General features: G+C 59.5%; 12 protein-coding genes, 2 tRNA genes and 2 rRNA genes. 6 read left to right on the top strand and 10 right to left on the bottom strand.

Annotation, left to right across the window (positions count from 1 at the left end):
• The first annotated feature begins 22 nt into the window (after positions 1-22).
• The gene (locus B9Z52_RS16780; protein WP_108414997.1) at positions 23-991 is read left to right on the top strand and encodes an AEC family transporter; all 969 of its coding nucleotides are present in this window, start codon (positions 23-25) and stop codon (positions 989-991) included.
• Positions 992-1,000: 9 nt separating this feature from the next.
• Here the strand turns inward: B9Z52_RS16780 and priA are convergent, their stop codons facing one another.
• The 3 genes from priA to B9Z52_RS16765 form a co-directional block, all read right to left on the bottom strand.
• Positions 1,001-3,097, bottom strand: a complete 2,097-nt coding sequence (gene priA / locus B9Z52_RS16775; protein ID WP_108414996.1) for a primosomal protein N' — start codon at positions 3,095-3,097, stop codon at positions 1,001-1,003.
• Positions 3,098-3,474: 377 nt separating this feature from the next.
• Positions 3,475-4,608, bottom strand: coding sequence for a uroporphyrinogen decarboxylase (hemE, locus tag B9Z52_RS16770; RefSeq protein WP_108414995.1), 1,134 nt, complete (start codon positions 4,606-4,608; stop codon positions 3,475-3,477).
• Positions 4,609-4,665: 57 nt separating this feature from the next.
• Positions 4,666-6,870 (bottom strand): protein-disulfide reductase DsbD, encoded by a 2,205-nt coding sequence (locus tag B9Z52_RS16765; protein ID WP_199222130.1) that lies wholly within the window; start codon positions 6,868-6,870, stop codon positions 4,666-4,668.
• Positions 6,871-6,969: 99 nt separating this feature from the next.
• Between B9Z52_RS16765 and B9Z52_RS16760 the strand changes: the two genes are divergently transcribed.
• On the top strand, positions 6,970-7,797 hold the full coding sequence (locus tag B9Z52_RS16760; protein WP_108414993.1) for a creatininase family protein: 828 nt from the start codon (positions 6,970-6,972) through the stop codon (positions 7,795-7,797).
• A gap of 24 nt (positions 7,798-7,821) precedes the next feature.
• Here the strand turns inward: B9Z52_RS16760 and B9Z52_RS16755 are convergent, their stop codons facing one another.
• The 7 genes from B9Z52_RS16755 to B9Z52_RS16725 all read right to left on the bottom strand — a co-directional run bounded on the left by B9Z52_RS16755 (position 7,822) and on the right by B9Z52_RS16725 (position 15,487).
• Positions 7,822-8,979, bottom strand: a complete 1,158-nt coding sequence (locus tag B9Z52_RS16755) for a hypothetical protein (protein ID WP_233252003.1) — start codon at positions 8,977-8,979, stop codon at positions 7,822-7,824.
• 55 nt (positions 8,980-9,034) lie between these two features.
• Positions 9,035-9,709 carry a histidine phosphatase family protein gene (locus B9Z52_RS16750; RefSeq protein ID WP_108414992.1) on the bottom strand — a complete coding sequence of 225 codons (675 nt, stop codon included), beginning with the start codon at positions 9,707-9,709 and terminating at the stop codon, positions 9,035-9,037.
• Positions 9,710-9,819: 110 nt separating this feature from the next.
• Positions 9,820-10,746 (bottom strand): PhzF family phenazine biosynthesis protein, encoded by a 927-nt coding sequence (locus tag B9Z52_RS16745; protein WP_108414991.1) that lies wholly within the window; start codon positions 10,744-10,746, stop codon positions 9,820-9,822.
• Positions 10,747-10,767: 21 nt separating this feature from the next.
• Positions 10,768-11,952 carry a PLP-dependent aminotransferase family protein gene (locus B9Z52_RS16740; RefSeq protein ID WP_108414990.1) on the bottom strand — a complete coding sequence of 395 codons (1,185 nt, stop codon included), beginning with the start codon at positions 11,950-11,952 and terminating at the stop codon, positions 10,768-10,770.
• A gap of 21 nt (positions 11,953-11,973) precedes the next feature.
• Entirely contained in the window at positions 11,974-12,885 is a 912-nt protein-coding gene (locus tag B9Z52_RS16735; protein WP_199222129.1) for a DMT family transporter, read from the bottom strand.
• A gap of 10 nt (positions 12,886-12,895) precedes the next feature.
• Positions 12,896-13,513, bottom strand: a complete 618-nt coding sequence (locus tag B9Z52_RS16730; protein WP_108414988.1) for a LysE family translocator — start codon at positions 13,511-13,513, stop codon at positions 12,896-12,898.
• A gap of 63 nt (positions 13,514-13,576) precedes the next feature.
• A complete protein-coding gene (locus B9Z52_RS16725; RefSeq protein WP_108414987.1) occupies positions 13,577-15,487 on the bottom strand; it encodes an ATP-binding cassette domain-containing protein in 1,911 nt (636 codons plus the stop codon).
• Positions 15,488-15,938: 451 nt separating this feature from the next.
• Here B9Z52_RS16725 and B9Z52_RS16720 point away from each other — a divergent pair.
• From B9Z52_RS16720 to B9Z52_RS16705, 4 genes are all read left to right on the top strand, one after another.
• Positions 15,939-17,471: ribosomal RNA gene (locus tag B9Z52_RS16720) — 16S ribosomal RNA — on the top strand.
• Positions 17,472-17,562: 91 nt separating this feature from the next.
• A tRNA-Ile gene (locus tag B9Z52_RS16715) sits at positions 17,563-17,639 on the top strand.
• Between the two features lie 45 nt (positions 17,640-17,684).
• Positions 17,685-17,760: transfer RNA gene (locus B9Z52_RS16710), tRNA-Ala, on the top strand.
• A 416-nt stretch (positions 17,761-18,176) separates the two neighbouring features.
• Positions 18,177-20,660 (top strand): 23S ribosomal RNA (locus B9Z52_RS16705); the annotation flags it as partial.

Genomic DNA, 20,660 nt, shown 5'->3' with positions numbered 1-20,660 from the left:
TACGGGCGGTGACAATAAGGCCATGCTTGAAGTCCTCCGCATCACATTCCCGTTTTTTGCCCTGGTTTTGTGCGGTTACGCCGCCGCGCGCAAAGGCTTGTTGCCACTGGAGGCGATCCCAGGTCTGAATGGCTTTGTGTTGTTTTTTGCCCTGCCTTGCATGTTGTTTCGGTTTGGCGCCAGCACCCCGATTGCGCAATTGCTGGACGCTGGCGTGTTCTTCACCTATTTGTTTTGTGCGCTGGCCATGGTGGCGTTCACGATCCGGGTCAGTCTGAACCCGCGTATCCGTTGGAACGACGCTTCTTTGGGGGCGCTGGTGGCGGCTTTTCCAAACACCGGTTTCATGGGGGTGCCGCTGCTGGTGGCGCTGCTCGGCCCCGCCGCTGCGGGGCCTGCCATCGTGACGATTTTGGTGGACATGGTGGTCACCACCTCCTTGTGCGTGGCGCTGTCGCGCATGGATGCAGCGGGTGAGCATGGCGCTGCGGTGGCTGCGCGCAAGGCGCTGGCGGGTGTGGTGCGCAACCCCATGCCTTGGGCGATTTCTCTGGGTGGGGCTTTTTCTTACTGGAACCTGGAGCTGATCGGGCCTGTGGCCAAGACGGTGGGCTTGCTGGGCGATGCGGCTTCACCCGTGGCGCTGTTCACCATCGGTGCGGTGCTGGCCCGTTCGCAAATGCTGGCGCACCAACGTCCACATGGGCCGCTGCGTGCTGGCGATTATTGGCCCGTGGCCCTGATCAAACTGCTGTTGCATCCGCTCTTGGTTTTTGCGGTCGCTTCGGCGGCCATCCGCTGGGGTGTGCAGATTGAGCCATTCGCTTTCATGGTGATGGTGTTGGTGGCCGCTTTGCCCAGCGCCAGCAATGTCGCACTCCTGGCCGAGCGCCTGGGTGCCGACAACGGGCGCATCGCCCGCATCATTTTGGTCACCACGGCCGTGGCGTTCTTGACCTTCTCGGGCGCGGTGGCTATGATCAAGCCCTGAGACGCAGCTTCAAATCGCCTGCGGATCCACGTCCACCAACCAGCGGATCCCGCCTTTGTGTTCGGGCTGGCTGCGCAGCTGGTGCAGCACGCCATGCAGGTGCCACAGCATTTTTTGCAGGGCCATGCGACTGGGGCTTTCCAGCAGCATCTGGGCGCGTTCCACATCGGCCACGCGCTGCATGCTCATGGGCACAGCGGGGTAGACGCTGACCTGCAGCACCAAGTCGGCGGTGGCTGGGTCGGCGCTCAATTGGGCTTCCAGCGTTTCCCGCGCGGCGTTCAGCAGGCCCTGGGCCACGTCTTGGCTGCGGGCGTCGGCGCGCAGCAGGGCTTGGTGGCTGATGGGCGGCAGGTCGGCGGCGGTGCGTTCGGCCAGTTCGCTGGCGGCAAAGGCCGGGTAGTCGTGTTTCTTGAGCGCTTCGAACAGCGGGTGCGTGGGGTGAAAGGTTTGCACCCACATCTCGCTGGTGGCGCTTTGGCTGGCTTCGCGCCCGGCCCGGCCAGCGGCCTGCATCAGCAAGGCAAACAGGCGCTCAGGTGCCCGAAAGTCGCTGGAGAACAGGGCGGTGTCCGGGTTGACCGCCGCGACCAAGGTGATGCGCCGAAAATCATGCCCCTTGGCGATCATCTGTGTGCCGACCAGGATGTCCACCTCGCCCGAATGGACCGAGGCCAGCTGGCTTTCCAGCGTGCCTTTCAGGCGCGTGGTGTCGGCATCGATGCGGGCGATGCGGATCGGTGAGCCATCGGGGCGTTTGACGTGCCCCATCAGTTCAGCCAGGTGCTCTTCAAGTTGCTCGGTGCCGCGGCCAATGGGCGCGATGTCGGCGTTGCCGCATTCGGGGCAGGCGCGGGGCACACGCTCGGTCAAGCCGCAGTGGTGGCAGCGCAGGGTGCGGTCGATCTTGTGGAACACGCGAAAGGCGCTGCAGTGCTTGCATTCGCTTTTCCAGCCGCAATCGGCGCAGTGCAAGACCGGGGCATAGCCGCGCCGGTTGAGCAGCAGCATGCATTGCTCGCCGCGCTCCACGCGCTCTTGCAGGGCGGCCAGCAAGGGCGCTGACAGCACGGCTTTCTTGGCCTGGTGGTTCATGTCCACCCGCCGCACTTTGGGCAGCAAGCCGGTGCCAACGCGCGAGGGCATGTGCAGGCGCAGGTAGCGCCCCCCTTCTTCGGCCGATCGGCTCAGGTGCCAGCTCTCCAACGAGGGCGTGGCCGAGGCCAGCAGCACCTGCGCGTTTTGCAGGCGCCCCCGGTAGACGCCCAAGTCGCGGGCCGAATAGCGGGCGCCTTCTTGTTGCTTGTAGCTGGGGTCGTGCTCTTCATCGACCACGATGAGCTTGAGGTGCGGCATGGACGCAAAAATGGCCATGCGCGTGCCCAGCACGATGCGGGCGTGGCCAGCGTGCGCGGCCAGCCAGCCTTTCAGGCGCTGAGCTGGCGTCATGCCGCTGTGCATGGAGACCACGGCTTGTTCGCCAAAGCGCGCTTGCACCCGCTCTTCCAGCTGCGGTGTCAGGTTGATCTCGGGCACCATCAACAGGGCCTGGGCTTGCGGGTCGGCTTGCAGCATGCGCTCGACCGCTTGCAGGTACACCTCGGTCTTGCCGCTGCCGGTGCTGCCAAACAGCAAGAAAGGGCCGGTATGGCTTTGCATTTGCGCGAGCACGGCCGTTTGTTCGTCCGACAGTGCCAGTCCGGGCTGGACCTCGATCGTGGCCGGTTGGGCTTGCTTTTTCAGGCGGCGGGCCAGCTGTTCAGAGCTCAGGTCGCGCAATTGCGGCGGCAAGGCCGACAAAGCCACCTCGCCCAAGGACCGCTGGTAGTACTGCGCCGAGAACTGCACCAATTGCCGCCAGCTCGCATCCAAAGGCGGCAAGCCTTCCAGCAAGCCCGTGGCATCGCGCACCGCAGACGCTGGCATGTCTGCTGGCGCCGTGTCTGAAACAGCCCACACCACGCCCAGCACCTCGCGCTTGCCCAGAGGCACGCGCACCAGCTGACCGGGCTGCACCGCAAACGGGCAGCGGTAGCTCAACAAGCCCCCGATCTGGCTGTGGGCGGGGGTCTGGACGGCAACGTCGATCCAGTGGTGTGTGCTCACATTTTTCCTGATTTTTTAGCGGTATTGACAGTTGTCGAGGTTATAAAAATTCTTCAAATCTGGTCTAAGTTGTTGATTTAAAAGTCCTTTGATAGTCATCCAGAAAAACTGTGGATAACTTTGTGGAGAACCTGGCTTGGAAGGCTGGAAAGCCTTGAAAATCAAGCCTTCCGCTAGATTGCCCACGCAATGTGCAAATTAGAAAATCTCTTTCAAATCAACAACTTGCAAATTTGGCAGGTGCTTGGCTTGGCTGTTACAAAATGTACGATCTCGCCATGAGTGGTTTGAATTTTTGTGCATAAGTCAAGCATCCAAATGCATTTATTTTCTAAAAAAACGGCATTTGGATCTTGTTTTTTATGCTAGCCAGACACTTAAGCCGCCGAGCGCAAATGGCGAGAGTGCTGGTGCACCGTTTCCACCAAGGCCGACACATGTTCGGGTGATGTGAACTGGCTGATGCCGTGCCCCAGGTTGAAGATCTGCGTGGGGCCGGTGCGTGTGGTGTCCATGTGCGGTGTACCAAAACTGTCGAGCACCCGGCGCGCTTCTTTGGCGATCTGCTCGGGCGGCGCAAACAGCACGTTCGGGTCGATGTTGCCTTGCAGCGCTTTACCCGGGCCGCCGACTTCGCCGCCCACTAAAGCCCGGGCGCGGCCCAGGTTCATGGTCCAGTCCAGGCCCAGCACGTCGCAGTTCAGGCCCGCCATTTCGGGCAGCCACAGGCCCCCGCCTTTGGTGAAGACGATGCTCGGGATGCGCTGGCCGTTGTGCTCGGTCTTGAGCTGGCTCAGCACGCGGGCGGTGTAGGCCAGGCTGAATTCCTGGAAGGCGCCATCGGCCAGCACGCCGCCCCAGCTGTCGAAAATCATGGCCGCTTGCGCGCCTGCTTCGATCTGGGTGTTCAGGTACAGGGCCACCGCGTCGGCGTTGATCTCCAAAATGCGGTGCATCAGGTCAGGGCGGCTGTACATCAGGCTCTTGACTTGGCGGTAGTCGTCCGATCCCTTGCCTTCGACCATGTAGCACGCCAGCGTCCAGGGGCTGCCGGAAAAGCCGATCAAAGGCACACGGCCGTTCAATGCCTTGCGGATGCTGGTGACGGCGTCAAACACGTAGCGCAGCTTGTTCATGTCAGGCACGGCCAACTCGGCCACGGCGGCTTCGTCGCGCACGTTTTTGGCAAAACGTGGGCCTTCGCCTTGGGCAAAAGACAAGCCCAGGCCCATGGCATCGGGCACGGTGAGGATGTCGCTGAACAAAATGGCGGCGTCAAAGGCGTAGCGCTCCAGCGGCTGCAAAGTCACCTCGGTGGCGTAGTCGACATTGGTGGCCAGGCCCATGAAGCTGCCGGCCTTGGCGCGTGTGGCGCAATATTCAGGCAAATAGCGGCCCGCTTGACGCATCAGCCAGATGGGGGTGTGGTCAGTGGCTTGCCGCAGGCAGGCGCGCAAGAAAGTGTCGTTGGCCAATGGGGCGAAGGAAGAAGGAGAAGGGCTTGTGCTCATCCCCCGATTGTCGCAGGACTGTTTGTGCCTTCACCCGGCAGGGCAGGGCATGCGCGCTCACAAACCCCGCAGGGCCTGCTGCACCTCGGCCACCGAGGGCAATTCGGACAGCAGCACCGGCGCACGGCCTGGTGCATAAAGGGCATAGACCGGCACGCCACTGCGGCCCAAGGCAGTCAGCGCCTGGGTGATGGCCGCGTCGCGGCGCGTCCAGTCAGCGCGCATCAACACGACCTGGCGGGCGTCAAAGTCGGCCAGCAGACCCGCATCGGCCAGCGTGGTTTTTTTGTTGTACTGGCAGGTCACGCACCAAGCGGCCGTGAAGTCCACAAAGACCGGACGCCCTGCGGCCAGTTCGGACTGCACACGGGCTTCGGACCAGGCTTGCCAACGGGGTGCTGCCTCGTTGCTGGTCATTGGACTTGACGGCGCTTCACGCAAAGCCATTGGCAACACGCTGACCGCCAGCCATGTGAGCGCGCCCAAAGCCAGCACGCTCAGCACCCACCGGGCGCGCCCTTGCAAGCCCCAGGCCCAAGCCAGCCAGGCCACGCACAGCAGCGTTGCCAGCAGGCCGCTGGCCCCGTCGATGCCGGTTTGCTGGCCCAGCACCCACAACAACCAGATCACGGTGGCGAACATCGGGAAGGCCATGGCCTGACGGAACACCACCATCCACGCGCCGGGCCGTGGCAAGGCCCGCGCCACTGCAGGCCAGAAACTGGCCGCCAAATAGGGCAAAGCCATGCCCAGGCCCATGGCCACAAAGACGGCCAAGGCCTGCCAGGCGGGCAAAGCGATGGCCAAGCCCAGCGATGTGCCCATGAAGGGGGCGGTGCAAGGTGAGGCCACAGCGACCGCCAAAACACCTGACAGACCGGCGTTGACGGTGGTGTGGCGACTTTGCCAGCTGGCCAGCCGACTGGGCACCATTTGGCCGAATTCAAAAACACCCGCCAGGTTCAGGCCGAGCAGGGTGAACAGCAGGGCCAGACCTGCGACCACAACCGGTGATTGCAGTTGAAAGCCCCAGCCCAGTTGCTCGCCCGCTGCGCGCAAGCCGAGCAGCAGCCCGCCCAGCAACAAGAACGAGATCACCACACCCACGGTGTAGGCCAGGCCTGCAGCGCGATGCTCCGCCCGGCCATGGCCAGGTTGGGCAAAGCCCAGCACTTTGATGGCCAGCACCGGGAAGACGCAAGGCATCAAATTGAGCAGCAAACCACCCACAAAGGCGCCCAGCACGGCCAAGACCAAGCTGCCCCAGCTGCCGCTTTGGGGCGTCGGGGCTTTGGCGTTGTCTGCCAGGGCTTTGGCCAAGGCGGGTGACACGCTGGCGCTGGGACTGGCTGTGGCCAAGGCAGGCCAGGTGCCGCTCACCGGTGTGGTCACCTCCACCGCCGGTGCGCGCGGGGCAGATTCGGGGCCTGCAGCAATCACCCAGGTCATGTGGGTCGGGCTTTCGCTGCGCTCATCGGACACGGGCATCTGGGCCGTCCAGCGGGCGCCTTGCCAGCTTTGGGTCCAGGTTTGACCTTGTACGGCTGCGTTGTTCACCACATTGGCCGTGACGGGGAACAGGCTCAGGGTTTGACCGCGCCACGCACTGGGCAGGGCTTCGATGCTGAGCGTCAACGTGCGTCCATCGGCCGAGACGGTGGCTTGGTGTGCGCCCGCAAGGGTCTGCGGGCTTTGCTTTTGTGCCGCGTCAAACAAGGCACCATGCAGGGCCGTAGCGCCTTGTGCTGGCAAGCTCAGCTCAAACTGTCCCTCTTGTGGAACGCACTCCTGGCGGCAGACCAGCCATTCGGCCTGCAGCTGGATTTTCACAGGGCCCACCACAGGCGCTTTGAAGTCAGGGCCAACAGTGACCGGCACGGGCAACATGACCGCGCCTTCGTAGCCGTAATTGGCCAGGGTGCCGATCGGGATCTTTTTGGGCAGTGGCCAAGCGATGTCGCCAGCTTGCAGGCCCGTGGGCAGTTTCCATTGCAGCCGGGTGGGCAGCCCCGAGTCGCCCGGGTTTTGCCAATAGGTGTGCCAATGGGGCTGGTGTTGGATTTGCAGGCCCAGCCAGAACGTCTGTCCAGCTTGGATGCCTTGCGGGGCGTGGGCCAGCAGTTCGGCTCGGACTTGGTCGGTTTTGACGGTGGCGCCCAGCACTTGGGCCTGAATGGCCAGGGGCACAAGGCATAAGAGCGCTACGGCAAACGCGGCACCTGTGCGTGTGCAAGTGCGGCGCAAGGCAGTCAAGAAGAGCATCGGTTTCAACATCAGATGGGCTGTCGCCCTCGCAGGGAGGGCCTTGCATGGAAAAATGGCACTGTACACCGAGGGGCTGGGCTCCATTAAGATGCGGGCATGCATACCCCTCACCGTTTTTGGGCCGATCTGACCACCACCGACTTCGCCACGCTGGCGCTGGACCGCACCATCGCGGTTTTGCCGGTGGCTGCGACCGAGCAACACGGTCCGCATTTGCCGCTGTCGGTGGACACCGATTTGGTGGATGGTGTGGTGGCGGCCAGCTTGCCGCATTTGCCGGCCGATTTGCCAGTGCTTTTTTTGCCGACCCAATCGGTGGGCTTGAGCCCTGAGCACGCCCGCTTTGCTGGCACCTTGACGCTGAAATCCGAAACCATCGTGCGCTTGTGGACCGACGTGGGCGAGTCGGTGGCCGCCAGCGGTGTGCGCAAACTGGTGCTGTTCAATGCCCATGGCGGGCAGGTCAGTGTGATGGATTTGGTGGCGCGCGACCTGCGGGCGCGTTTGGACATGCTGGTCTACAGCGTGAGCTGGTTCCACTTGCCCTTGCACGATGCGAACGGACAGGACGTGAATGCCTTGTTCAGCCCGCAAGAGCACCGCTTTGGTGTGCATGCCGGGGAGGTGGAGACGTCCATGATGCGGGCCCTGCGGCCTGAGCTGGTGCGCATGGACGCGGCGCAAAATTTCCGATCTACTTCGCAAGACCGGGCCGAGCGTTTTGACATTCTGGGCAATGGCCGCAGCGCCAAGCTGGGCTGGCAGATGCAGGACTACAACGCGCAAGGGGCTGCGGGCAATGCGGCTGCGGCGACACCTGAAAAGGGGAAAGCCTTGCTGGATGCGGCGGGCCGTGCTTTGGCCGCATTGCTGGTGGAGGTGGACCAACTGCCGCCTGACACCTTGCGGCAGCACACAGCCTGATTGTTTCCTGAGTGAAGCGCGTGCTCAGAAGTGGGGCAACACCAGTTCGCACTGATCGCGGCTGACGCTGCGCGGGCATTCGCGTGTGGTGTCCAAGCAACCCCCTTCGGCATAGACCCCTTTGGCGTCACGCATGCGCAGCATGCGATCGAGCACCCGTTGGGCGGCTTGTGGGTCGGCCCGGGTTTGGGCCACGCGCTGATCGACCACGTTCTCGTCCATGTGCAGCTGGCCTTGGGCATCGGTGTGAACGCCATCGCGCCAGTGGTAAATCTCGATGGCTTTGGATTCGAGCGTGAACGGCTGGTCGCGTTTCCAGAAATTGCTGAACAGGCCGCCACCCAGGTAGATCACCCAGGAGCCTTCGTAGCCCATGACATCCGATGAGCGCTCGTCGGGGTTGCGAAACCACAGGCGGTCACCCGGCACGTAATAACGTGCAGGCAGCGGCTGTTCCATGCTGCCGTATTCGATCAGGAAAACATCGTGGAACTGGCCTGAGCGGATAGCGTGGATCTCGTTGATGTGTTGTAAGTCGGCCAACAAATCTGGATGGTGGATTTGCAGCTCTTGTGCAATGCCCAGCAAGATCACGTATTCGGTGGCCCGGTAGCAGGAAAAATCGTAGAGCTTGCCAGTGGCTTCGGGTTGCGTGGCGGCGATCAGCGCATCGATCAGGCAGCGCCCGGGCTTGAGTGTGAATCCCCGTTCCTCGTCGTATTGCCAGTGGTCTTCAGGGCGTTCGGCCGCTTCGGTCTTGAAAGCCAGCGCTGTTTTGCGCGCGGCCAGCGTCATGTTGCGGCGCACGCGCACATGCGAGGCCAAAGCCTCCAAACTGGCAAAACTGAAACGAAGCGGTGATCCCAGCAAAGCAATCAGGATTTCGCGCTCCAGGGTCCACACGCGGTTCGACACGGCCTCGTGTCCCAGCCTTTGGTGCAATGACGTGGTGTCATGCTGCGGCATCCAGGCCGCTTGCAGTTCTGGGCGCAGAATCACCACGCTTTGCAGGCCGCGGGCGGTCGGTATGAGGAGGCTCTGGACGCTGTCTTCTAGTTGGTAGGACGCAAGCCATTGTGCCAATGGCCTCAGTGTCAGTTGGGCATCGGTTTCAGGCTGGCAGGGCAGCTGGATGCCACCCGCTCGCAACTCAAGCGCCGCGTGTGCGGCATATGCATTCATGCAGACATTGTGCCTACTAGCCGAAGCGTTTTTTCTAGGGAATTACGCGGTGTTTTCAAGCGTAAGTCACCCAATCGCGGTGTTCGTCCGACTCCAGATGCGGCAGTGTGTTGTAGGTCAGCAGCATGTGCCGCTTGGGGTTGTACACGAACTCGGTCAGCGCCGTGTTGCGGATGCGCAGGTTCAGCTCGATGGTGGTCTCAGCGGGGGCACCCAGAATGCGGCCGACGGCGGTCGAGATGGGGCCACCGCTGGAGACGATCATCACATCCCCCGAATGGTTTTGGCGGACATGGTCCAGCGCCGCCTCGATGCCGCCCACAAAGTCGGCGTAGCTGGGCATCCCTTGGGGTTGTGTGCGCCCCGCCATCCAGGCCTGCAGTGCATCGCGCAGCAGGCGAAAGTGGTGGCGGTACAGCTCGGGGGTGTCGGGCTTGGCCAGCGGCGCGGGGTGGATGGACTCGATCAGCGCGTGGCTGTCGTATTCGTTCAGGCTAGGCCAGACAGACGGGATGTGGGGCAAACCCGCGCCCTCTGCAATGCCTTCCCAAGTTTGGCGGTGGCGCTTCAAACTGCCCATCATCACGGCCTCGATGGGTTGGCTTTGAAGTTTGGGCCGCAGGTATTCGCCCAAGCGCACCGCCTGTTGGCGGCCCAGTGGGCTGAGTTGATCGTAGTCGTCGGCCCCGAAAGAGGCTTGTCCGTGGCGGACCAAATAGAGTGTTCCCATGTCTGCGATTGTGCGCAGCCTGGGCGCTTGCGCCTGTCGCTGGGGTGATCAGCGGCGCAGCCTTTGGGGGCAGGCGCAAGCGGGCTGTTTTGCAGTGGCACACGCAGGGCTCACAAATTCACCGTGCCCTGAATGCAACCGACCACATCGCCGCCCACCCAGACTTGGCCTTGCGCGTCTTGCGACAAGAAGACCTGCCCGGCTCGGCCCAGCATCGTGCCTTGCCGTGCGCTGTACTGTGTGGGCATGTTGCCAGCGGCCATCAGCCATTGCGCCAGCGACGCGTTCAGGCTGCCGGTGACCGGGTCTTCGGTGATGCCCACCGGGGCGGCAAAAGCGCGTACTTCCAGATCGGTTGGGTCTTGATGGGGGTGGGTGCGCCCTCGTGTAAAGGCGCGGGCTTCGCGGTTGGCGCGGTGGATCAGGCTTGTGCTTGGCGCTTGACGACGCGCAGCCACGCCGACTTTGGTGCCCAGTTGTTTGAGGGCTGCATGGTCAGGCGTCAAGGCCAGCACAGTGTCGACCTCGTCCACCAGCAGGCCCAGCCAGTGCGGGCCGTTGTTCAGGTTTTGGGCGGCCATGACTTGCGACGCATCCAGCCCCAAAGCAGCCAGCACTGGAGCGAGTTCGTTGGCCGAGATGTCCGAGCGGTTCAGCGGTGGTGCCGCAAAAGCCCAGCGCTTGCCTCGCTGCTTCAAAGTCACCAGGCCGACGCCGCATTCCTGCACCAGTAGGTCGCTTTGTCGGGGCTGGCCGCCCGCGCTCAGCCAAGCATGCGCCGTGCCCAAAGTCGGGTGGCCCGCAAACGGCAACTCCATGCCGGGCGTGAAGATGCGCACCCGGTAATCGGCCCCGCCTGCAGCGCCCTTGGGCGTGGGCGGCAGCACAAAGGTGGTTTCGCTCAGTTGTGTCCAGTGGGCGAAGCTTTGCATTTGCGCGTCGCTCAGACCTGTGCCGTCCAGCACCACGGCCAGCGGGTTGCCCAAGAAGGCGGTGTCGGTGAAGACATCCACTTGCCGGAAAGTGCGGGCTTGCATCGTGCGGTTCAGTTCAGTCGGTCAAAGCGATTCGCGAATCGCAGCAGCCAACGCGGCCATGCCGGTGTTGATCTGGTCCACGGTGGCGGTCACGAACGACAAGCGCAGTGTGCTTTCGTTGGCGCCGTCGGCGTAAAAGGCCGAGCCGGGTACAAAGGCCACGCCTTTGTCGACGGCCTTGGCCAGCAGAGGAATGGCCTTGAGGCCTTTGGGCAGTTGCACCCACAGGAACATGCCGCCCACTGGGCGGTTCCATGCGAGGCCCAGACCCGCCATTTCGCGGTCGAGCGCGGCCAGCATGGCTTCGCACTGCTGCTTGTAAAGCGCGCGGATGGTGGGCACATGGCGCTCAATGAAGCCGTCTTTCAGCACTTCAGCGACCACGCGTTGGTTGAAGCTGGGCGTGTGCAGGTCGGCCGCTTGTTTTGCTTGCAAGAGCTTGGGGTACAGCGCTGTCGGCGCAACCAAGTAACCCAGTCGCAGGCCGGGGGCAAGGATCTTGGAGAACGAGCCGAGGTACACGCTGCCTTCGGGGTGACGCGAGCTCAGCGAAGGCGCGGGTGGCGCGTCAAACCACAGATCGCCGTAAGGGTTGTCTTCGATGATCGGCAGGCCAGACTCGATGGCCACCTGCGCCACGGCGGCGCGGCGTTCCTCGGTCATGGTGCGGCCGGTGGGGTTCTGGAAGTTGGGCAGCAGGTACACAAAGCGGGCTTTGTCAGCGCCGGTGCCCACTTTGGCGCGCAGGTCAGCAGGGTCCACGCCGTGGTCATCGCTGTTCACCGACACGGCAACAGGCTCCATGGGCGTAAAAGCTTGCAGGGCGCCCAGGTAAGTGGGGGTCTCGACCAAGATACGGCTGCCTGCGTCGATCAGGATCTTGGCCACCAGGTCCAGGCCTTGCTGGCTGCCGGTGGTGATCAGCACTTGGTCGGGGCTGACGGTCATGCCTTGTTTGCGAAGGTCCTGCGCCACCCATTCGCGCAACGGTGCGTAACCTTCGCTGGCGGCGTACTGCAGGGCGGCTTTGCCGTCATCCCTCAGCACGCGCTCACTGGCTTCGCGCATGGCGTCGATCGGGAAGGTCAGGGGCGAGGGCAGACCGCCTGCAAAGCTGATGATGCCGGGTTTCTCGGTCACTTTCAGGATCTCGCGGATCACCGAGGGGTTCATTTTTTCGGCGCGTTGGGCCAGTTTCCAGTTCATGTTGTGCTCCGTGTTGTGTGTTTAGCGGGCTGTTGGTGCGTTCGCCATGCGTCGCCCCAAAAAAACGGTGGCCACCACCAGCAGGGCAAACCCCAGGGTCATGGCATCCAGTGATTCTCCCAGCAAAGGTATGGCTGCCAAGATGGTGATGAACGGTTGCAGCAATTGCAACTGGCTCACGCGCAGCGGACCCCCCACGGACAGGCCCCGAAACCAGGCGAAAAACCCGGCCCACATCGAGAACATACCGACGTACAGCAAGGCCAGCCACGAGGTGGTGGCGATCGGCTGGCTGGGCCAAGTGAGCCAGGCACCGGGCAATGTGATGGGCAGCGCCATCACGCAGACCCAGCTGATGACTTTTTCAGCGCCTAGGCTGGCGGTGACTTTGGCGCCCGCCACATAGCCCAGCGAGGCGGCGACCACCGCGCCGAGCAGCAGGGTGTCGGCCCAGGTCAGGCCAAACCCGTGCCCCATTTGTGCCGCCCGCAGCACGCTGTACACCGCCACCAGCGCACTGCCCAAACCGGCAAACACCCAAAACCCCAGGCGCGCTCGCTGGTGCATGAGCCAGGCGGCAGCCGCTGCCGTGGCCAAGGGCAGCAAGGCTGTGATGACGGCGGCGTGGCTGGCTGTGACGTGACGCAGGGCCCAGCCCAGCAGCAAGGGGTAGCCGATCACATTGCCCCTCAGTGACAGCATCAAAGGGCCCTGTTGTGCGGGGGCGGGCCGGGGCGCGCGAGTGATCAGCAGGTAGGCGATGGACAACAAGCCCGCCAATGCCGCTCGGCCCCAGGTGACAAACCAGGGCGATAACTGCGGGGCATCGACCGTGCCGGTGGCCAGGCGGGTCATGGGCAAGGTGAGCGCAAAGATCACCACGCCCAGCAGACCTAGCCACAGGCCTTGGGTTTCGGCTTTCATGTCTTTCATGGGGGCGCCTTCATGTACCTGTGGTGCGCAAACCATTCAGCAGCCAGACCACAGTGGCCAGCAGCGCCACGGCCATGCAGCGGTTGAACACCAGCAAGCGGCGCCCGTGCGCCAACCAGTGCCGCAGCATGGAGCCCGCGACCGCGTAGGTCAGGTTGCTGAAAAACCCATAGGCCACCATGACGGGCAGCAGCACCAGTGTGCGGGCGGTGGCGTCTTCACGCCCTGCCACCCAGCCGGCCACGATGGCCAAGGCCAGCATCCAGGCCTTGATGTTGAGGAACTGCAAGCCGACACCCTGCACAAAGCCCACTTGCAGTTTGGCGCTGTCGGCTTGTTGCAAGCTGCCGCTGCCCCACAAACGCGAGGCGAGCCATAGCAAGTACCCATTGCCCAGCACCACGATGCCCCATCGCAAAGGAGGGAAAGCCACCACCAGCCCACCCAAACCTGTAGCGCACAGCGTGAACAACATCCCCCAGCCCACCGGCACCGCGCACACAAAGCGCATGGCATGGCGCAGCCCGTAGTTGGCGGCCATCGCTGTCGACAATGCGGTGTTGGGCCCCGGGCTGAAGCTGCTCACGGTGGCGAGCACCCAGAGTGCACTGAGTTCGGAAAAGGTCATGCCTTTGAATGTAGTGCCAACAGGCGATCATGGGGGTCGCCGTTTGGACTGCCGTTGACAGCGTCAGCGTGCGGACAGGATTTCCCAGCGCTCCATGGCTGTCAGCAACACGTCGTCAATCTCGGTGTCGCGCTTGAACAGTTGCTGCGCCAAGCCCGGGTCGCGCTGGTAAATGCTGCCGTCCGCCAATTGTGCGCGGGCATGGGCCTGCTCTATTTCCAAGGCTTCGATTTTGGCGGGCAACTCGGCCAGTTCACGCTGTTCTTTGTAGCTGAGCTTGCTGCGAGTGGGGGCTGTAGCGGGCGTTTCGACAACGGGTGCTGCAGGTGCTGCGTTTGCTACGGCGTTGCCACTGCGTTGCGCGGCTTGGGCGCGGATGGTTTGGCTGCGTTGGGACTGGATCAGCCAGTCTTGCACTGAGCCTTCGTATTCGCGCCAGAAGCCGGGCTGGTCCGGCGCGCTTTCGCAGGCGATGATGCCGGTGACCACGTTGTCCATGAAGGCGCGGTCGTGGCTCACCAAGAACACGGTGCCTTCGTAGGTTTGCAGCAGCTCTTCGAGCAGCTCCAGGGTTTCAATGTCCAGGTCGTTGGTCGGTTCGTCCAGCACCAGCACGTTGGCCGGACGGGCAAACAAGCGGGCCAGCAAAAGGCGGTTGCGTTCACCGCCAGACAGTGAGCGCACGGGCGAAGTGGCCCGTGCGGGTGAGAATAAAAAATCCCCCAAATAGCTCTTGACGTGCTGGCGCTTGTTGCCGATTTCGATCCATTCGCTGCCGGGGCTGATGAAGTCTTCCAGCGTGGCGTTCAGGTCCAGGGCGTCGCGCATCTGGTCAAAGTAGGCCACTTCGAGCTTGCTGCCGCGTCGCACTTCACCGCTGTCGGCTTCGAGTTCGCCCAAAATCAGTTTGAGCAAGGTGGTTTTGCCTGCGCCGTTGGGGCCCAGCAAGCCGATCTTGTCACCCCGCAGCAAGGTGCCGGTGAACTTCTGAATGATGGTGCGCACCGAGCCGTCAGGTTGGGTGAAGCTCTTGCTCACATCGGTCAGTTCGGCCACCAGCTTGCCACTCGGCACGCCCGAGGCGACTTCCATTCTCACGTTGCCCACTTTTTCACGGCGAGCAGCGCGTTCACCTCGCAGGTTTTGCAGCCGTGTGATCCGGCTTTGGCTGCGGGTGCGGCGCGCTTCCACGCCTTTGCGAATCCAGACTTCTTCTTGTGCCAGCAGTTTGTCGGCCTTGGCTTGAATCACGGCTTCTTGCGCAAGTTGCTCTTCTTTTTGCACTTGGTAGGCGGCGTAGTTGCCCGGGTAGGGGCGCAGCTTGCCCCTGTCCAGTTCGACAATGCGCGTGGCAATACGGTCCAGAAACGCCCTGTCGTGCGTGATGGCGATCACGCTGCCCTTGAAGTCGATCAACAGGTCTTCCAGCCAGGTGATGGCATTCAGGTCCAAGTGGTTGGTCGGCTCGTCTAATAGAAGCACGTCCGGGCGGGTTACCAAGGCTTGTGCCAGCGCAACGCGCTTGCGCATGCCGCCAGACAGCGACTGCACCACAGCATTCGGGTCCAGTTGCAGCCGTTGCAGGGTTTCATCCAGCCGCTGTTCCCAGCCCCAGCCATCGCGCGATTCAATTTGGCTTTGCAGCGTGTCCAGGTCGCCGCGGCTGTGCGTATAGTCGTCAATCCATTGGACGACTTCTGCCAGTCCTTCGCGGACTGATTCAAAGATGGTGTGCTCGGGGACCAACACGGGTTCTTGCGCTACGTAGGCGATGCGAACGCCTTGTTGTATGTGCAGCGCACCGTCATCTGGGCGTTCCATTCCGGCCAAAATTTTGAGCAAAGACGATTTGCCCGTGCCGTTGCGACCGATCAAGCCAATGCGCTCAGAAGTCTCCAGGGAGAAGTCTGCGTGATCGAGGAGTGCGACATGGCCAAAAGCCAGAGACGCGTTCAATAAAGTGAGTAAAGCCATAGGCCCATTATCCGGGTGGGACCAGCAAAAAATGATCAACGAAGACAAAAAACCCACCGAAGTCGAAAAATCTGTGCAATAATCGAGGGCTTCGCTGCACACAAGTGAGGTTCTCGAAAGAGACCAAACAATAGCAGTGAGGGGGTTGGAGAAATGATCTTGTTGATCAAGAAAAATTTCAAAAACTTGACGCAGCGATGAAAACTGTGTCATAATTCAAGGCTTCGCTGATCGCAGCGAGGCAAGAGCAGGTGATGATAAGTTGCCTGGGTTCTTTAAAAATATACAGCCGATAAGCGTGGGCGTTTGATGGTGATTGCCAAGTTCTTCGGAACTTAGCTTTAATTAGCTAACAAACGCTCATGAAGTAAAAAAGATGTGGATATCAGAGATGATGTTCGCGTCGATTCCAATTTATGAGTTGGTCGAAAGACCGAAAAAAATCAAGATCGAACTATAGAGTTTGATCCTGGCTCAGATTGAACGCTGGCGGAATGCTTTACACATGCAAGTCGAACGGTAGAGGGGGCAACCCCTTGAGAGTGGCGAACGGGTGAGTAATATATCGGAACGTGCCCAGTCGTGGGGGATAACGTAGCGAAAGTTACGCTAATACCGCATACGATCTACGGATGAAAGCGGGGGACTCGCAAGAGCCTCGCGCGATTGGAGCGGCCGATATCAGATTAGGTAGTTGGTGGGGTAAAGGCTCACCAAGCCAACGATCTGTAGCTGGTCTGAGAGGACGACCAGCCACACTGGAACTGAGACACGGTCCAGACTCCTACGGGAGGCAGCAGTGGGGAATTTTGGACAATGGACGCAAGTCTGATCCAGCCATTCCGCGTGCAGGATGAAGGCCCTCGGGTTGTAAACTGCTTTTGTACGGAACGAAAAGGTCTCTCTTAATACGAGGGGCTCATGACGGTACCGTAAGAATAAGCACCGGCTAACTACGTGCCAGCAGCCGCGGTAATACGTAGGGTGCAAGCGTTAATCGGAATTACTGGGCGTAAAGCGTGCGCAGGCGGTTATATAAGACAGATGTGAAATCCCCGGGCTCAACCTGGGAACTGCATTTGTGACTGTATAGCTAGAGTACGGTAGAGGGGGATGGAATTCCGCGTGTAGCAGTGAAATGCGTAGATATGCGGAGGAACACCGATGGCGAAGGCAATCCCCTGGACCTGTACTGACGCTCATGCACGAAAGCGTGGGGAGCAAACAGGATTAGATACCCTGGTAGTCCACGCCCTAAACGATGTCAACTGGTTGTTGGGTCTTCACTGACTCAGTAACGAAGCTAACGCGTGAAGTTGACCGCCTGGGGAGTACGGCCGCAAGGTTGAAACTCAAAGGAATTGACGGGGACCCGCACAAGCGGTGGATGATGTGGTTTAATTCGATGCAACGCGAAAAACCTTACCCACCTTTGACATGTACGGAAGTCGCTAGAGATAGCTTCGTGCTCGAAAGAGAGCCGTAACACAGGTGCTGCATGGCTGTCGTCAGCTCGTGTCGTGAGATGTTGGGTTAAGTCCCGCAACGAGCGCAACCCTTGTCATTAGTTGCTACATTCAGTTGGGCACTCTAATGAGACTGCCGGTGACAAACCGGAGGAAGGTGGGGATGACGTCAAGTCCTCATGGCCCTTATAGGTGGGGCTACACACGTCATACAATGGCTGGTACAAAGGGTTGCCAACCCGCGAGGGGGAGCTAATCCCATAAAACCAGTCGTAGTCCGGATCGCAGTCTGCAACTCGACTGCGTGAAGTCGGAATCGCTAGTAATCGTGGATCAGAATGTCACGGTGAATACGTTCCCGGGTCTTGTACACACCGCCCGTCACACCATGGGAGCGGGTCTCGCCAGAAGTAGTTAGCCTAACCGCAAGGAGGGCGATTACCACGGCGGGGTTCGTGACTGGGGTGAAGTCGTAACAAGGTAGCCGTATCGGAAGGTGCGGCTGGATCACCTCCTTTCTGGAAACTGCAATCTAAATTGAACGCTCACACTTATCGGTTGTTGGAAGGTTGTCGCTGACGACTGTTTGCAGTCATTGGTGACCGGCTTGGGTCTGTAGCTCAGTTGGTTAGAGCACTGTGTTGATAACGCAGGGGTCGTTGGTTCGAGACCAACCAGACCCACCAATCCTTCTGAAGACAGGCGCTGAAAGGTGCCAAGGGTAAGACAACGGGGGATTAGCTCAGCTGGGAGAGCACCTGCTTTGCAAGCAGGGGGTCGTCGGTTCGATCCCGTCATCCTCCACCAATATCTGGATAGAACTTATCAAATGTTTTGATCTCATTCAAAACAAAAGAGGCTTTGCTTGTTTGTGCAAAAGGCTTTTTTTGTGTTGATTGATATTGATCGATTAACAAGTGTCGCAAGACACACGGCTGTTCTTTAAAAATTCATAGAGTCGAATCAGAGTTGCCAGGGGAAACCGCACATTCGTAAAGGTTTAGTGCGGACCGTGCCCCTGGTGACAATTTTTTGATTGCGTCAAAACGAATATTCAAACGACGTTTGAAATTCAAGTAAAGACGAATTGTTCTTTTGATATTGGATGGAAACATCCTGTGTTGAGGAATTATTCATTTACGGCATAACGCGTCAGGTGAAAGACCTGACAGACATTCCTTGAAAATAACGATGAGATCTCGCAAGAGAGTTCAAAGTTATAGGGTCAAGTGAATAAGAGCATGTGGTGGATGCCTTGGCAATGATAGGCGACGAAAGACGTGAAAGCCTGCGATAAGCTTCGGGGAGCTGGCAAATAAGCATTGATCCGGAGATTTCTGAATGGGGAAACCCACCCTTAGGGGTATCGCATGATGAATACATAGTCATGCGAGGCGAACCGGGTGAACTGAAACATCTCAGTAGCTCGAGGAAAAGACATCAACCGAGATTCCGAAAGTAGTGGCGAGCGAAATCGGAAGAGCCTGTTAGTGATAGCACAACTGTTAGCAAAGCGGCATGGAAAGGCCGGCCATAGTGGGTGATAGCCCCGTATGCGAAAACAGATGTGTGGTACTGAGCTAACGACAAGTAGGGCGGGACACGAGAAATCCTGTCTGAATATGGGGGGACCATCCTCCAAGGCTAAATACTCATCATTGACCGATAGTGAACAAGTACCGTGAGGGAAAGGCGAAAAGAACCCCGGGAGGGGAGTGAAATAGATCCTGAAACCGCATGCTTACAAAAAGTAGGAGCCTCGAAAGGGGTGACTGCGTACCTTTTGTATAATGGGTCAGCGACTTACATTCAGTGGCAAGGTTAACCGAATAGGGAAGCCGTAGAGAAATCGAGTCCGAATAGGGCGATCAGTCGCTGGGTGTAGACCCGAAACCAAGTGATCTATCCATGGGCAGGATGAAGGTGCCGTAACAGGTACTGGAGGTCCGAACCGACTAATGTTGCAAAATTAGCGGATGACCTGTGGATAGGGGTGAAAGGCTAAACAAACTTGGAAATAGCTGGTTCTCTCCGAAAACTATTTAGGTAGTGCCTCAAGTATTACCATCGGGGGTAGAGCACTGTTTTGGCTAGGGGGTCATGGCGACTTACCAAACCAAGGCAAACTCCGAATACCGATGAGTACAGCTTGGGAGACAGAGCACCGGGTGCTAACGTCCGGACTCAAGAGGGAAACAACCCAGACCGCCAGCTAAGGTCCCTAAAATTGGCTAAGTGGGAAACGAAGTGGGAAGGCTAAAACAGTCAGGATGTTGGCTTAGAAGCAGCCATCATTTAAAGAAAGCGTAATAGCTCACTGATCGAGTCGTCCTGCGCGGAAGATGTAACGGGGCTAAGCCAGTTACCGAAGCTGCGGATTTGCAATTTATTGCAAGTGGTAGGAGAGCGTTCTGTAGGCCTGTGAAGGTGGTGGTGTAAACCCTGCTGGAGGTATCAGAAGTGCGAATGCTGACATGAGTAGCGTTAAAGGGGGTGAAAAGCCCCCTCGCCGTAAGCGCAAGGTTTTCTACGCAACGTTCATCGGCGTAGAGTGAGTCGGCCCCTAAGGCGAGGCAGAGATGCGTAGCTGATGGGAAACAGGTCAATATTCCTGTACCGATTACAAGTGCGATGTGGGGACGGAGAAGGTTAGCTCAGCCAACTGTTGGATATGTTGGTTCAAGCCTGTAGTCATGCCTGGTAGGCAAATCCGCCGGGCTAAGATGAGGGGTGATAACGAGTGTGCTTGCACACGAAGTGAGTGATACCCTGCTTCCAGGAAAAGCCACTAAGCTTCAGCTTGTAATTGACCGTACCGCAAACCGACACTGGTGCGCGAGATGAGTATTCTAAGGCGCTTGAGAGAACTCAGGAGAAGGAACTCGGCAAATTGATACCGTAACTTCGGGAGAAGGTATGCCCCTAGTAGGTGAACTTGAACAAAGGGAGCCCAACGGGGTTGCAAAAAATCGGTGGCTGCGACTGTTTAATAAAAACACAGCACTCTGCAAACACGAAAGTGGACGTATAGGGTGTGACGCCTGCCCGGTGCTGGAAGATTAAATGATGGGGTGCAAGCTCTTGATTGAAGTCCCAGTAAACGGCGGCCGTAACTATAACGGTCCTAAGGTAGCGAAATTCCTTGTCGGGTAAGTTCCGACCTGCACGAATGGCGTAACGATGGCCACACTGTCTCCTCCTGAGACTCAGCGAAGTTGAAATGTTTGTGATGATGCAATCTCCCCGCGGAAAGACGGAAAGACCCCATGAACCTTTACTGTAGCTTTGTATTGGACTTTGAACAGATCTGTGTAGGATAGGTGGGAGGCTTTGAAGCCGGAACGCTAGTTTCGGTGGAGCCAACGTTGAAATACCACCCTGGTGTGTTTGAGGTTCTAACCTAGGTCCATTATCTGGATCGGGGACAGTGCATGGTAGGCAGTTTGACTGGGGCGGTCTCCTCCCAAAGCGTAACGGAGGAGTTCGAAGGTACGCTAGTTACGGTCGGACATCGTGATAATAGTGCAATGGCATAAGCGTGCTTAACTGCGAGACTGACAAGTCGAGCAGATACGAAAGTAGGACATAGTGATCCGGTGGTTCTGTATGGAAGGGCCATCGCTCAACGGATAAAAGGTACTCTGGGGATAACAGGCTGATACCGCCCAAGAGTTCATATCGACGGCGGTGTTTGGCACCTCGATGTC

Source organism: Limnohabitans sp. Jir72 (assembly GCF_003063575.1).
In the GTDB taxonomy this organism is placed as follows: Bacteria; Pseudomonadota; Gammaproteobacteria; order Burkholderiales; family Burkholderiaceae_C; genus Limnohabitans_A.
The sequence above is the reverse complement of the archived record's forward strand: the minus strand, read 5'-3'. Positions and strand labels throughout refer to the sequence as shown.

Bases quoted from the DNA above. Each gene is read 5' to 3' on its own strand.
- B9Z52_RS16735 (WP_199222129.1), bottom strand. From the start codon at position 12,885: ATGAAAGACATGAAAGCCGAAACCCAAGGCCTGTGGCTAGGTCTGCTG.
- B9Z52_RS16765 (WP_199222130.1), bottom strand. From the start codon at position 6,870: ATGCTCTTCTTGACTGCCTTGCGCCGCACTTGCACACGCACAGGTGCC.
- B9Z52_RS16760 (WP_108414993.1), top strand. From the start codon at position 6,970: ATGCATACCCCTCACCGTTTTTGGGCCGATCTGACCACCACCGACTTC.
- B9Z52_RS16755 (WP_233252003.1), bottom strand. From the start codon at position 8,979: ATGAATGCATATGCCGCACACGCGGCGCTTGAGTTGCGAGCGGGTGGC.
- B9Z52_RS16730 (WP_108414988.1), bottom strand. From the start codon at position 13,513: ATGACCTTTTCCGAACTCAGTGCACTCTGGGTGCTCGCCACCGTGAGC.
- B9Z52_RS16745 (WP_108414991.1), bottom strand. From the start codon at position 10,746: ATGCAAGCCCGCACTTTCCGGCAAGTGGATGTCTTCACCGACACCGCC.
- B9Z52_RS16740 (WP_108414990.1), bottom strand. From the start codon at position 11,952: ATGAACTGGAAACTGGCCCAACGCGCCGAAAAAATGAACCCCTCGGTG.
- B9Z52_RS16780 (WP_108414997.1), top strand. From the start codon at position 23: ATGCTTGAAGTCCTCCGCATCACATTCCCGTTTTTTGCCCTGGTTTTG.
- B9Z52_RS16725 (WP_108414987.1), bottom strand. From the start codon at position 15,487: ATGGCTTTACTCACTTTATTGAACGCGTCTCTGGCTTTTGGCCATGTC.
- B9Z52_RS16750 (WP_108414992.1), bottom strand. From the start codon at position 9,709: ATGGGAACACTCTATTTGGTCCGCCACGGACAAGCCTCTTTCGGGGCC.
- hemE (WP_108414995.1), bottom strand. From the start codon at position 4,608: ATGAGCACAAGCCCTTCTCCTTCTTCCTTCGCCCCATTGGCCAACGAC.